Source organism: Pleomorphochaeta naphthae, from assembly GCF_055396005.1.
Genome location: NZ_AP042457.1, coordinates 2,627,569 through 2,641,246 on the forward strand (window position 1 = coordinate 2,627,569; position 13,678 = coordinate 2,641,246).

At 31.0% G+C, this 13,678-nt stretch carries 10 protein-coding genes and 1 pseudogene; all 11 read right to left on the reverse strand.

Going from position 1 to position 13,678, the window contains the following annotated elements:
• Positions 1 to 146 precede the first annotated feature (146 nt).
• Positions 147 to 566: a DUF6672 family protein gene (locus tag ACZ5SO_RS11965; protein WP_464624887.1), complete on the reverse strand. Its 420-nt coding sequence runs from the start codon at positions 564 to 566 to the stop codon at positions 147 to 149.
• The gene (locus ACZ5SO_RS11970) at positions 556 to 1,671 is read right to left on the reverse strand and encodes an ABC transporter permease (RefSeq protein WP_464624888.1); all 1,116 of its coding nucleotides are present in this window, start codon (positions 1,669 to 1,671) and stop codon (positions 556 to 558) included. The genes ACZ5SO_RS11965 and ACZ5SO_RS11970 overlap by 11 nt, the downstream gene beginning before the upstream one ends.
• Positions 1,668 to 2,729, reverse strand: a complete 1,062-nt coding sequence (locus ACZ5SO_RS11975) for an ABC transporter permease subunit (RefSeq protein ID WP_464624889.1) — start codon at positions 2,727 to 2,729, stop codon at positions 1,668 to 1,670. The genes ACZ5SO_RS11970 and ACZ5SO_RS11975 overlap by 4 nt, the downstream gene beginning before the upstream one ends.
• Complete coding sequence (locus ACZ5SO_RS11980; RefSeq protein WP_464624890.1) at positions 2,729 to 4,348, reverse strand: sugar ABC transporter ATP-binding protein; 1,620 nt, start codon at positions 4,346 to 4,348, stop codon at positions 2,729 to 2,731. The genes ACZ5SO_RS11975 and ACZ5SO_RS11980 overlap by 1 nt, the downstream gene beginning before the upstream one ends.
• Before the next feature lie 90 nt (positions 4,349 to 4,438).
• Positions 4,439 to 5,716: pseudogene (locus ACZ5SO_RS11985) on the reverse strand (DUF3798 domain-containing protein).
• A 46-nt stretch (positions 5,717 to 5,762) separates the two neighbouring features.
• Positions 5,763 to 7,127, reverse strand: a complete 1,365-nt coding sequence (locus ACZ5SO_RS11990; RefSeq protein ID WP_464624891.1) for an ISL3 family transposase — start codon at positions 7,125 to 7,127, stop codon at positions 5,763 to 5,765.
• A gap of 452 nt (positions 7,128 to 7,579) precedes the next feature.
• The gene (gene rlmB, locus ACZ5SO_RS11995; protein ID WP_464624893.1) at positions 7,580 to 8,323 is read right to left on the reverse strand and encodes a 23S rRNA (guanosine(2251)-2'-O)-methyltransferase RlmB; all 744 of its coding nucleotides are present in this window, start codon (positions 8,321 to 8,323) and stop codon (positions 7,580 to 7,582) included.
• A gap of 177 nt (positions 8,324 to 8,500) precedes the next feature.
• On the reverse strand, positions 8,501 to 9,619 hold the full coding sequence (gene dnaJ, locus ACZ5SO_RS12000) for a molecular chaperone DnaJ (protein WP_464624894.1): 1,119 nt from the start codon (positions 9,617 to 9,619) through the stop codon (positions 8,501 to 8,503).
• Positions 9,620 to 9,705: 86 nt separating this feature from the next.
• Positions 9,706 to 11,649, reverse strand: coding sequence for a molecular chaperone DnaK (gene dnaK / locus ACZ5SO_RS12005; RefSeq protein ID WP_464624896.1), 1,944 nt, complete (start codon positions 11,647 to 11,649; stop codon positions 9,706 to 9,708).
• 80 nt (positions 11,650 to 11,729) lie between these two features.
• On the reverse strand, positions 11,730 to 12,401 hold the full coding sequence (locus ACZ5SO_RS12010; protein WP_464624897.1) for a nucleotide exchange factor GrpE: 672 nt from the start codon (positions 12,399 to 12,401) through the stop codon (positions 11,730 to 11,732).
• A gap of 143 nt (positions 12,402 to 12,544) precedes the next feature.
• A complete protein-coding gene (locus ACZ5SO_RS12015) occupies positions 12,545 to 13,675 on the reverse strand; it encodes a hypothetical protein (RefSeq protein ID WP_464624898.1) in 1,131 nt (376 codons plus the stop codon).
• Positions 13,676 to 13,678 lie beyond the last annotated feature (3 nt).

Consider the following 13,678-nt stretch of genomic DNA (forward strand, 5'->3'; position numbering starts at 1 on the left):
TTATTATGAAATATATTTAGAAATATATTTTCTTACTTCGTTTTTATCATTTATAAAATTTAACTTAATAATAAATAAAAGTATTTTAATTTGTCTTTACTGAAAATGCTCAGCTTTAATTAGATATATTAAAACTGAGCATTAAATTAATTATCTGAAACTACTTCAATTTCAAATGGTTGTATAAAATTATCTACATCATCTATATTATTTATGAAAGCAGGTATAGAAAAGAGTAACATATCTTGACCAAATGGAATTTTAAATTTCTGCTCTAATACAATTTCATTCCAGTTCTCATCAGCATAAATAACTTTGACTGTATGTTTTTGGCCTTGTACTAAAACTAAATCTCTATCCCTTTTTGCAAGCTCCATAGAAGGTTCATCATCTACTTGAATCTCAACAAGAGAGAGAGCTTTCAATTCAGTTCCATCTATCACAATATTTTTATTATCAAGTAAGATAGTATGTTGTTTCCCAATAAATGCCATCAAAACACCGAATAAAATAACTATAACAATAGCAGCTGCTCTAACATAAAACCTTCTTTTATTAATCGTCATTTGCAGCTCCTTGATTTTCCTCTAATAGCTCAGCATTTGCTAGATTCTCTCTTTTCTTTCTCATTTCATATAAAACAAGAGACATTGTAATAACTCCATAAGAGACAAATACTCTAAAGTATTCACCAAGCTGTGCTTGTCCTATTAAGTTTTTTCCTGCCATAGGTGATACAATAAACATTAAGTGAAATAAAATAACACCTAAAAATACATTACCAATATTAGCTTTGCTAACTGAAGCCCCTCCAACTAATAAAGCTGCTACACTAAACATTCCAATTTGTGTGTGTGAGTTGTAGGTATTTAATGTACCAATATTTTGTAGATATATAATCATACCTATTCCAGCAACGACTGTGGATATAACAATTGAAACTATTCTTGTATGCTCAACTTGGATACCTGCAGCTGCAGCAACTTCCATATCCTGCCCTACAGCCCTCATATCTTGTCCAAGTTTAGTCTTTTTAAACCAAACTATAAAAATACAAACTACAGCTATAACAATAAAAGTCATTAAAGGAATTTTTATGCCGAAAATACTAATATCAAAAATTGAATCTAGACTTTGTCTAATACCAATTAAATTAACAGTATTTCTAATTCCATAACCTCTTGGTAAAACTAAAGAAGCATTTTTTATTCGAATTATTGGGCCCATGCCATACAAAACTACTAATTGATACACACCATTCATAAAAAATCCTAAGATATATGATGTTACCATCTCTCTACCTTTAGCTTTATTTAAAATTCTTCCACAAAGTTGACCCAATAAAATAGATATTGGAATACTAATTATCATGGCTAGTACCATTGCTGGAATTCCAATTATATTCCAGTCAGTTACTAAAATTAATCCTATTTGACCAGCCATAGCACCAAGAGTCATACCAAAATTTAGACCCATACCAGCCATAATTGGAATTAACAAACTTAAAATTAAAAACGAATTTCTTGAAAGTCTAATAATAACTTGTGAAATTAAATATGAAGGAGAATATCCACTTAAGGGTATTCCAAACCCACATATAATCAAGAATAAAACTGTTACAAGATTATTTCTAACTAAATTCTTTATACTTTTAAAGGTTATTTTTTTCATCTTGTAGCCTCCGTTTTTCTAGTTAATGCATATAAAATCATTCCATTAGATACTACAATACGAATAACCTCAGACATGTCTGTTTGTATTACTGAGTTCATAACACTAGGTGTCATAGTTAAAATACCTTGGAATAAAAAAGTACCAACTATAACATTTGTAATAGAAGCTTTATTTACTGAAGCACCACCTATTAAGATTGCTGATACTGCAGGCAGAGCCATAAAGAAAGGTCCCATATATAACTGAATAAAACCAAAAGATTGTTGATATACTAAAATACCTATCGCTCCAAGCCAAGTTGATAAAATAACAGAAAGTGTTCTTGTTTTATCAATATCAATTCCACAGGCTTTTGCAAAAACTGGATTTGAGCCTACAGCTGTCATGGCAGTCCCTTTCTTTGAATGCAAAAAAGCCCAAATAACAAAAGCTAATATAGCAAATAATATAAACATTCCAGTTGGAAAATAGAAGTGATCCCCAATTCTTATTGATAAGAAATCATTTAATACATGAAGATAAAATCCCTCAGTTGAAATTGTAGTTCGAAGACCTTTACCAGCATATCCCCATACCATTGTTGGACTTGAATATGGTAATAATAACCACATCATACACATGAAAGCAACTGATGAAAAACCAACATAAGTTGCAATCATCATCTCTCCACCTTTAACTCTATTTAATAATTTACCATAGCCCCAACCAAAAATAATTGCTAAAGGCGTAGATAAAATCATTGCCATTAAAAATGAAATGGGTCCAACAAAATTAAATTCAATAGCTAAAGTACCGCCTAATAAACCAGCAATAATTCCTAAAGGTAACCCAAAATTTAACCCACAACCACTGTGAATCATAGGAACCATAGCTAAAACCATAATACTATTCATTCCAAATCGAGTTAATGTATCTGAAAGAGATGTATTTATATTAACTCCCACAAAAGGTGCCATAACAAATAATGAAAAAAGGAATAAACCTATTATTATTCTTGGCCATCCAAAATTACGTATAAAATCTTTTATCTTTTCTATAATCGCTATTTTTCCCATTAGACAACCTCCTCAACCTTTTGACCTATCATAAGTAGTCCGAATTCTTCACTAGGCCTAGAAGCTTCTAAAATACCTTCAATTTTACCATCAGTAACAATAGCAATTCGATCACTTATTGCTCTCAATTCTTCAAGTTCCGAAGAAATGATAATAATTGTAGTACCAAGCTCTTGATTATATTTCCTAAGAGAATCTAATACCAAAGATTTAGCTCCAATATCTATTCCTCTTGTAGGCTCACTTACAATAAGTAATTTAGGCTCTAAAGCAAAAGCCTTAGCTAAACAAATTTTTTGTTGATTTCCACCTGATAATTCTTTAGCTTTTTGCTTTGAACTTGTACATTTAATTTCAAGTTGATCGATATATTTCTGTGTAACCTTTTCAATAGCTTTACTATCTCTCCAAGTCATAAAACCTTTTAAATATTTTTTCAAATATTTATCTTGTACTTGCATAGCTGTAAAAGCAACATTCCATTCAAGAGTTTCGTCTAAAAGTAAACCAACACTTCTTCTATCTTCACTTACAAAGGCAAGTCCTGCATCTAATAAAGAACGAGGATTGTTTAACTTTAATTCTTGTCCATTAAATATAACTTTTCCACCGGCAGTATATAACCCCATAACACCATTTGGAATACCTAATTTTCCTTGGCCAGCCATACCACCAATGCCTAAGATTTCTCCCTTTTTAACATCGAGAGATACATTTTTTACCATTTCTCCTGGCATATCAACCCAAAGGTTGTTTATACTTAATATAGTTTCTTTATTTTTATAATCAAATTCTCTTTTTTTAGTAGAATTTGATACAGCTCTTCCAACCATCCATTTTGCGATGTCTTGAACTTTTACACCTTTTACAGGAGTATGCTTAATTATTAAACCATCCCTCATTACCATCATTTTGTCACAAACATCGATAATTTCATTAAGTCTATGGCTAATAAATATAATTGCAATGCCTTCTTTAGCAAGTTTTCTCATTGCAACAAGTAGACTATCTGCTTCTTTTTCGCTAAGCACAGCTGTAGGTTCATCAAGAACCAATAATTCAATTGGATTTGAATCTCCTGATGTATCTTTACTTAATTCTCTAGCAATTTCGGTAAATTGTTTATGACCAACTGGCATAGAAGATACTTTCATAGTGGTATCTAATTTAACACCTAATTTTTTAATGGAAGCATTTGCTATGTCCTCAATTTTTTCTCTATTGAGGGAGTTCATTCTTTCCCCAAACAATTCACTTGCAATAGATTTCTTTAATGGTTCTCGATTTAATACAATATTCTCAGCAGCAGTAAAATCTGGTAGCAATGAAAACTCTTGATGAACCATACCAATACCTTTCTCTAAGGCATCTAAAGGAGAATTAAAATTAACAATCTCACCTTTAATTATGACCTGACCACCATAACCTCCGGTTTCTCTAATTTCATCCATTCCAAAAAGAATTTTCATTAAAGTACTTTTTCCAGCGCCATTTTCTCCAACGAGCCCTAAAATTTCTCCAGCCTCTATTGAAAAATTAATATCATTTAATACTTTGTTACCAGAAAAGTCTTTACTGATATTTCTCATTTCAAGTAAAGGATTTTTCTTCTCTTTCATCATTTTTCCTTATATATTTCGCTATAAAGGATTGCAAAGTAAAAACTTTACAATCCTTTAAACTTTGGGTTTACCCATTAATATTATCCACTATTTTACAGTAAAATATTTCTCTGGAACTTCTACTTCTGGAGTTCCCATATAGCCTTTACCCATGATATATGTATCTTGATAAATTAAGATATGGTTTTTAGCTCTTACACTTGTATTAACATCTGTAAAGAAGGCACCATTCCATTTTGCACCTGGTGTGTATTTATTATAAGCTTTCATTATATCAGAAAGTTTAAGTAATTCACTTTCACCATTAATTACATTAATTGCATGTTGGCCTAAAGCTGCTGTTGTTGTATAGCCGTAACTATAAGCCCAAGTTCCAAATCTTCCAGCACCACCCTTTTCTTCTACAGCTTCTTCAACTTTAGCTAAGATTGCAGGGAAGTCACCTTTTTCTTCTGTTAAGTCAACACCTAAAGCTCCAGGATAACCCATTAATGGAGAAGGTAAGTCAGCTTCAATGAAATATCCACCATAAGTTAATAATTGTCTTAATAATGGTTCAGTGTGTGCATCATTTGTACAGAAGAATGCTGCATTTTGGCCATAAGCTTCTATCCAAGATGGAACTTTCTCTAAGATATATTGTTGAGCACCTGCTACACCAACATCACTAGTTGGATCTGGAGCTGTTTCAAATATAAATTCCATACCAAAATCTTTACAAGCTTGTTCCATGATAGCAGCACGACGACTTAGTGTTTCATAACTCATATGACGAGGGAAGGAAATATGTACAAAAGTATCACAACCTAATTATCTAGCTGTATTAATAATTAAATAACCACGAGCAACGAAGTTATTATTAACTGCTAAATCTGCTGCAGATTGGATAACACCTGGATCTTCATGTGCTTCACCAGCAATACATAAAATGTCAGGTCTCTTTTCTTTAATAGTTCTAAATGCTTCTGTTGTACCAGGAATAGCTTGGTTTACAATAACAGCTTTCATCATCGGATCGTCTGCTAATCCAGCAATAACAGAAATCGTTGTTTCTAATTCATCCATGAAGTTATCTGGATAAGTTACGTGTTGAATCATACCACGTTCTGCAACTGTTCCATATTCTTCAATTAATCTTTCTGCACCACGTAAATCATCTTCTGATTGAGATACGGTTCCTGTTACAATACCAATATGGAATGCTTCATCTTCAACTACTTCTTCTTTTGGTTCCTCAGTAGTAGATGTAGTAGCTTCTTTAGTGACAGTTGTCTCTGTTTTAGTTTCTTCTTTTTTACCACCACAAGAAATAAATAATGTTGTTAAAAGAACTAAACTAAGAGCAATAGTTAACGTTTTTTTCATAAAAAAATCTCCTTTGTTTTATATTAGATAAATTAAAAAGGCTCAATCACAAACTTTGTGTGATTTTATTTGATGGAGGATTCCTAACATAAGCTTTCCTACTTGCATCGAAGAGCTTTAAAAAGAAATAATCATCATCTGGATACCCATAGCCCTGTCTTCTTATAGTTTTAATTTTATTATTAATTCCTTCTATCTTTCCAGCTGATATATTATATGTAGCATGAGCTATGATACCTTCAAAGTGATTATCTAGTAGCCTTTTAAACCAAAGAAAGTGTTTGTTTTTTGTAGCACTGCAGATATCCATTATTTCTGATATCTCTTTAGCCATTTTAACTTCATCTGTCATTTTATATGCTTTAGATAGCTTCTCTTTAATTATATCTGTAGTAAAGAGAAGCTTATTTTGATTTATTAATTCTTCGTATCTATCAACATAACCTGATTTTCTAACTACTTCTTCTTTATGAAAAAGTGTGTTTCCTTTTGATATTACTTTTGATTCTTCTGCTTCTTTATCTTTTCGTTGAAGAGTTGTTTTTGATGAAGTTAAAATGTATCTACTTCTTTTTAGAGAAGTTGCAGCTTCACTGTCACCTTCTTTCATTAGTCTTCGATATTCATTTTTTCTGACTTCTCCTATGACTTTATCACAAAGATTTTTTTGGAGATGGAAAAAATCGAAGACAGGCTGTATATGTGGACAACAATCTTCAAATGCTTCTTCAAAGTCACTATTCATATCACAAGCAATTGCTTCAACACCATCCATCCAATCAAGACCTACATGATCAATAAAAGAATAAACTGTAGCTTTTTTCTTACCATGAGCTAACCAAAGAATATGGCCTGTTTCCATATCAATAATAACTCCAGCATATTTATGACCATTATGAAGTTTAAATTCATCAATTCCAAGAAACTTAGCTTGTTTTTCAGGTTTAATTAACTTAGTCCCATCAATTGTATATTTCTCTTTTAGTCTTTCTAAATCTATATCTTTAACAGTATTTTTTCCAAGCCCTGTAATTTCTGATATTTCTTTATTAGTAAAGCCATAAGCTAAAAGATCTCTAGTATATTGATATAATTCAAAAGTAATTCTATGTCGTGGAGCTTTAAAAGGAATATTTTCCATTTTAGTATATCCACAACTAGGACATCTATATCTTTCTTTAGTAAATCGGATGTTACTGAGTTTGCTTCCAATACTTAGATGTCTTAAATTAACTTGATATTTATCATTAACATGTAATCTTTTATTACAATTAGGACAAAGTGGTGATTCTTCATCATTTTTAAATAGTCCATCAATAAGATACATTAGTTTATTTGATTTTGTTTCAACAATTTTAGTATTTGTATTAGTAAAACCTTTCAATACTGAAGGTAATTTGATATATTCCATGTAGGGCAACTCTCTTTTGTTATTGTGTGGTAACAACAACATTAAAGGAATTGCCTTTTTTTTACAATCTATTAAAAAATCTAATTTTATTATTTAAGATACTAATTCCAAATCACACAAGGAAAGTGATTGAACCATTAAAAAAATATAAAATTTCGTTTCTATTATAACATAAGATAGCAATATTTGCCCTAAAAAAACAAAATATTTATTCAATTTATTGTATATATATTCGTTTTATATAATTTTCTATCTATTAATAATTTTTAATTATTATTTTTTACATATATCTCAATTTCTATTTCGGTAAAAATTATTGTTAGAATTTATAATACTTTTTTTACTAATAAAAAATATCATACCATGAAAATTAAAACTTCTTCTTTAATAAAAAAAAATCTAATCATCAAATGACAATTAGATTTGTTTTCTTTATTCTATTATTAATTAAATTATGAATTACGTCTTACTTCATATAGGAGTATTCCTGCAGCAACACTGACATTAAGAGAGTCTATGTGTCCATTCATTGGAATCGAAACAACATAATCACATTTTTCTCTAACTAATCTTGAGATACCTGATCCCTCATTACCCATAACAATTACACTTCTTGAGGCAAATTCTGTTTTATATGAAGCTGTTCCATTCATGTCTGCAGCATAAACCCAAAAGCCATTTTTCTGCAATAAATCAATTTCTCTATTAATATTTACAACAGGAGCAATTGGAACATATTGTGCTGCCCCACTTGATATTTTAATTACTGTCTCATTTGCTTGAACACTTCTTCTTTCAGGAATTATTACTAAATCAACTGCGAATTGATCACAAGATCTAAGTATTGCTCCAAGATTGTGAGGATCTGTTATTCCATCTAAAATTAAGACTAGTCCGCCTTTGCCATCTTCTAATGTAGAAAGATACTCTTTAACGCTAGTTGTATTAACTCTGCTAACAGATCTTCTTGCTCCACCTAAATCTAATATTGCGCCTCTATGATCAACGCCTGGCATCATTTTATCCATTTCTGCTTTTGATATTTTTTTTACTGCTACTTTTTGACTAAATCTTGCAATTCTATCTAAATCTGAATATTTATTATTGCCACCTCTGCAAATATATAATGTGGATCCTGCTGGTGCTAGTTTAAGTCCTTCTTCTATTGCATGGCGTCCATATATTTTTTCACCCATGGTGCTACTCCTTACCCTTTGATAATGTAAATAAAAACTATCATTTTATTAAAAAAAATACTAGTCCACAAGGAATTAGTTAACTCAAGTGAATTGATGTTTTCTAATTAAAAAAAGGCCATTTACTTCAACTAGTTATTGAAACAAATGACCTATTATATATTTTATAATTTAATCTTATTCAAAAGGTATTGGAGTTGGTGATTCATCTTCACCTAATACTTTAGCTAATTCTTTTAATAGTTTTTTAGCTTTTTGAGAGGTTAAACCCAATTTAGGGGTATCAACTCTAAGTTTGATATACATATCACCTCTTCTACTCATATTCCTGTCTTTTGGAATACCTTTATCTTTTACTCTAATTAATTTACCAGTTTGTACACCGGAAGGTATAGTGATTTTTACTTTTTTTCCTTCTAGTAATGGAACTTTAATTTCTGTCCCTAAAGCAGCTTGTGTAATAGAAATAGGGATTTGAACATATAAATCATATCCATGGCGAATAAAATACTTATGTGGTCTTACATTTATATATACATATAAATCCCCTGAAGGACCACCATTTCTGCCAGCATCTCCCATTCCTCTAAGTGATATTCTAGTTCCATCATCTGCTCCAGGAGGTATTGAAACTTTAACTTTCTGTTGTTTTCTTACAACTCCTGTTCCATGACAATTATTACAAGGATCTTCTACAACCCGTCCTGTACCATTACAGTTACTACATGGGGTTGAAACTGCAAAGAATCCACTTGCTCTGTTTACTTTACCTGTACCATTACAATGTGGACATAATTTTGTTCCACCTGTCTTACTACCACTACCATTACATGTTGGGCAGGCTATATGGTGAGCATAAGATATTTCTATTTTTTTCCCAAAAGCAGCTTCTTCTAAATCTAATGTAACATCATATCTAAGAGTAGCACCTACACTTGGTCTTGAACTCCTTCTTGAAGAGGAAGTTCCTCCACCAAAAAAAGATTCGAAAATGTCGCTAAATCCACCACCACCGAAAATATCACTAAAATCGCTGTATACATGAGAATAATCATGCCCACCAGCCATTCCATCAACTCCTGCAAATCCAAACTGATCATAAGTTGAACGTTTTTTTTCATCACTTAAAACTTCATATGCTTCAGTTGCTTCTTTAAAGCGTTCTTCAGCAGCTTTATCTCCAGGGTTCTTATCTGGGTGGTTTGCAATTGCTAATTTTCGATAAGCTTTTTTTATCTCATCTGCGCTAGCGTTTTTTGAAACTCCCAATACTTCATAATAATCTCGTTTTGCCACGACAATTTTCCTTGCTTAGTTTTCATCAAAACACATCATGCCACAGCTGACATGATGTGTTTTTTAGTTTATAGATTAAAACAATTTTAGTCTACAACTTCAAAGTCAGCGTCTTCAACACCATCATTATTAGTAGCAGAGTTAGCATTGTTTGCTTGACTATCATTTGGTTGAGCTGAAGCTGTTGGATCTGCACCACCTTGAGCTTGTTGTGCACCAGCAGAATTCTTATATACTTCTTCTGCTAACTTATAAGCAGCTTGTTGTAATGCTTCTGTCTTAGCTTTAATATCTTCAGCACTTGCAGAAGAATCTGCAATTACTTTCTTTAAGTCTGCTAATGCTGCTTCAATCTTAGCTTTGTCTTCACTACTTACTTTGTCTCCATAATCTTTTAGAGATTTTTCAGTTGAATAAACTAAACCATCAGCTTCGTTTCTTGCATCAATCTTAGCTCTTTCTTTCTTATCTTCTTCTGCATGAGCTTCAGCATCTTTAACCATCTTCTCAATTTCTGAATCAGATAAACCTGAAGAGGTTTCAATTCTAATCTTTTGCTCTTTTCCTGTTCCTAAGTCTTTTGCTGATACGTGTACAATACCATTAGCATCAATATCGAATGTTACTTCTATTTGAGGTACTCCTCTAGGTGCTGCAGGAATTCCTTCTAAGTTGAAAGTTCCTAAGGTTCTATTTTGTGATGCCATTTCACGTTCACCTTGTAAAACATGAATTGATACAGCAGTTTGACCATCAGCAGCAGTTGAGAAAATTTGACTCTTCTTAGTTGGGATTGTAGTATTTCTTTCAATTAATTTTGTACATACACCACCTAGTGTCTCAATTCCTAATGATAATGGTGTAACATCTAATAATAATACATCTTTAACATTACCACCTAAAATACCACCTTGAATTGCTGCACCCATTGCTACAACTTCATCAGGATTTACACCTTTGTGAGGTTCTTTTTTAAATAAATCTTTAACAGCTTGTTGTACTAAAGGAATACGAGATGATCCACCAACTAAAATAACTTCATCAATGTCACTTGCACTAAGACCTGCATCTTTTAAAGCTTTAACACAAGGTTCTTTTGTTTTTTCAACAAGTGGTTTAATCATTTGTTCAAAACGAGCACGTGTTAAAGACATTTGCAAATGTTTAGGTCCTGTTTGATCTGCTGTAATAAATGGTAAGTTAATATCTGAGTTTGTTGAATTAGATAATTCAATCTTTGTCTTTTCAGCAGCTTCTTTTAATCTTTGAAGAGCCATGTTATCGCTCTTTAAATCAATTCCTGTTTCTTTTTTAAACTCTTCAATCATCCATTCGATAATTACTTGGTCAAAGTTATCTCCACCTAGATGAGTATCACCATTAGTTGATTTTACTTCAAATACTCCATCACCTAATTCTAGGATTGAAATATCAAATGTACCACCACCTAAATCGTATACAGCAATTTTTTCTTCTTTAGAAGCATCTTTACCGAAACCATATGCTAATGCTGCAGCTGTTGGTTCGTTAACAATTCTCTTAACATCTAAACCTGCAATTTTACCTGCATCTTTTGTTGCTTGTCTTTGTGAGTCATTGAAATATGCTGGTACTGTTACAACGGCTTCAGTAACTGTTTCACCTAGATAATCTTCAGCTGTTTTTTTCATCTTTTGTAATACTGCTGCAGAAATTTCTTGTGGTGAATATTCTTTGCCTCTTATATCAACTTTTATTTCTTGATTAGCTCCTGCTTTAATTTTATATGGAATCATACTTAATTCTGAAGGTACTTCATTATATTTACGTCCCATAAAACGTTTTATTGAGAATACTGTATTCTCAGCATTGGTTACAATTTGGTTTTTGGCAGGTTGACCTACTAAACGGTCACCTTTAGCTGTATATCCAACAATTGAAGGTGTTGTTCTTTGGCCTTCAGAATTGGCTATTACAATTGGTTCATTTCCTTCCATTACAGAAACACAACTGTTTGTGGTTCCTAAATCTATTCCAATAATTCTACCCATTTTATATCTCCTGGTTTTGTTTAATTTCTTTTATTTTCAATATCTAACACAAAGGTAATAATTCTACTTCAATTCGTCAATTAATTTGGTTTACCAACTTTAACTTTTGCAGGTCTTATTACTCTATCATGTAAAGTATAGCCAGCTCCTAATTCAAGCAAAACTACTTCCTTATCATATTCATCGGATTGTTCCATCATGTATGCTTCATGTAAAGATGGATCGAATTCCTTACCAACACAATCTATTTTCTTTAATCCCCAATTCTTCTCTAAAATCGAATGAAGTTTATCATTTACCATAACAACCCCATCATGAATCTTATCAAAGTCTCTAGAGGTTTCTGATGCAGTGATAGCTCTATCAAAATCATCTAACGATTGTAAAAGATCACTAATCAATTGGGTATTTGCAAAATGAATACTTTCTTCTTTGTCTCTTATTAGACGTTTTCTAAAGTTTTCAAGTTCTGCTACTTTTCTAAGTAGTTGATCTTTTGCTTCTTGTTCTGCTTTTTTAGCAGCTTCTAATTCAGCTTTTAATTTTGCGATTTCTAAATCCTTTTCTTCAAGAGGTGTTAATTCTTTTTTTTCTTTCTTTTCTTTTTTAGCCTTTTTATCTTTTTTGGCTTCTTTTACTTCTGTTTTAACTTCTTCTTTTTTGTCTTCTTTCTCTTGAGGTCTTTCAATATTTACTTCAATATTTTTGTCTTCTACTTTTTGCTCTGTTTTATCAGTAGTTTCTTTACTCATTTTTACTTTCCTGTATTAATTAAAAGGCCTTAAAAAATTAACTAATAAATAATCATTAGTTAATTTCTCCCTTTATGAATTTTATTTACGAAATAAAAATAATACGGGGTCTATTAATCGTCAAGTATTAGAACAAAAAAACTTTAATCTAGAAGGATTTCTTCCTCTTCTCCAATAGGATAGAAGATTTTATCATCTTTATTAATAGATTTTTGTTTTTTTATTTCACTCTCTTTATTATCATCCCCTATGGTATCTTCATTTTCCTGTTTCAAAGGTTCTTTTTTTTCTTCTTTTATTATCTTTGTTGCTTTGTTATTGTTATTAAAGCTTTTATTTTTAGTATTATCAGCTTCCTTCAAATAATTAATTGAATCAATTAAAGTATTTAAAGCCTCATCAGCCTCTACCATTTTTCTCAAATTAATATTTTCAATTTCTTTTGCATATTTAATTAAATATTGTTCGTTAGCCCGGCCTATGCTAGTTTTATGTAATTCTATAGAATCTTTTAAACCTTTAGCTATATCTTCTTTTGCTTTTTCAAGAGCTATATCTCTCTCTTTTTTATACTCTTGTAAAGTGTTTTTAGATTCTGTTGCAAATTGTATCTCTTCTTTTGCTAAATTGTCAAAGGCTTGCTTAGCTTCTTTTATTGATTTATTTGCTTCATTTGATACTTGATTAATAGAAATGATTTTAGAGTTGAGATTTTCAACAGCTACTCTTACATAATCATTGACTTCATTTATGTAATTGTTTTTTATATTTTCTAATTTTTTTTCATACTCTCCGTAAAAATTGTTTTGCTTTTCAACAGCTTCACCATAGGAGTTTATTACTTCTACTGTTGTCTTTTGATGTTCTTCTATAATTTTCTGTAATTCTTCTAATTTTTTACAGTCATTTCTTACTGTAATAACCCACTCATGTGTCTTATTTGTTGATACTTCTAAAACAGCTAACATTGACCTATATTCATTTAGGGTATTCGATAATTGGGCTAACTCTTGACTGTGTGAGGTTAATTCTCTAATTTTATTATCGATTTGTGAACAAATATTATTTACTTCGATTTTTTGAGAACTTATTTTCTCTTCCGTTAAAATAATATTATCATTTAAATTTTGCTCTGCTCTTCTAATTTTTTCTAAAATTCTTTTTTGAGCATTAGTATTTTGATTTTTATCATTTAGTTTTGAATTTATCACAACTAGATTTATTACTATTGTTAATAAAAATAATAAAAATGGTAATACAATCGAAATGTTCAAGAG

Coding starts and splice junctions, on each gene's coding strand:
- ACZ5SO_RS12010 (WP_464624897.1), bottom strand. CDS start 12,401: ATGAGTAAAGAAACTACTGATAAAACAGAGCAAAAAGTAGAAGACAAA.
- ACZ5SO_RS11980 (WP_464624890.1), bottom strand. CDS start 4,348: ATGAAAGAGAAGAAAAATCCTTTACTTGAAATGAGAAATATCAGTAAA.
- rlmB (WP_464624893.1), bottom strand. CDS start 8,323: ATGGGTGAAAAAATATATGGACGCCATGCAATAGAAGAAGGACTTAAA.
- ACZ5SO_RS11990 (WP_464624891.1), bottom strand. CDS start 7,127: ATGGAATATATCAAATTACCTTCAGTATTGAAAGGTTTTACTAATACA.
- dnaK (WP_464624896.1), bottom strand. CDS start 11,649: ATGGGTAGAATTATTGGAATAGATTTAGGAACCACAAACAGTTGTGTT.
- ACZ5SO_RS11975 (WP_464624889.1), bottom strand. CDS start 2,729: ATGGGAAAAATAGCGATTATAGAAAAGATAAAAGATTTTATACGTAAT.
- ACZ5SO_RS11970 (WP_464624888.1), bottom strand. CDS start 1,671: ATGAAAAAAATAACCTTTAAAAGTATAAAGAATTTAGTTAGAAATAAT.
- ACZ5SO_RS11965 (WP_464624887.1), bottom strand. CDS start 566: ATGACGATTAATAAAAGAAGGTTTTATGTTAGAGCAGCTGCTATTGTT.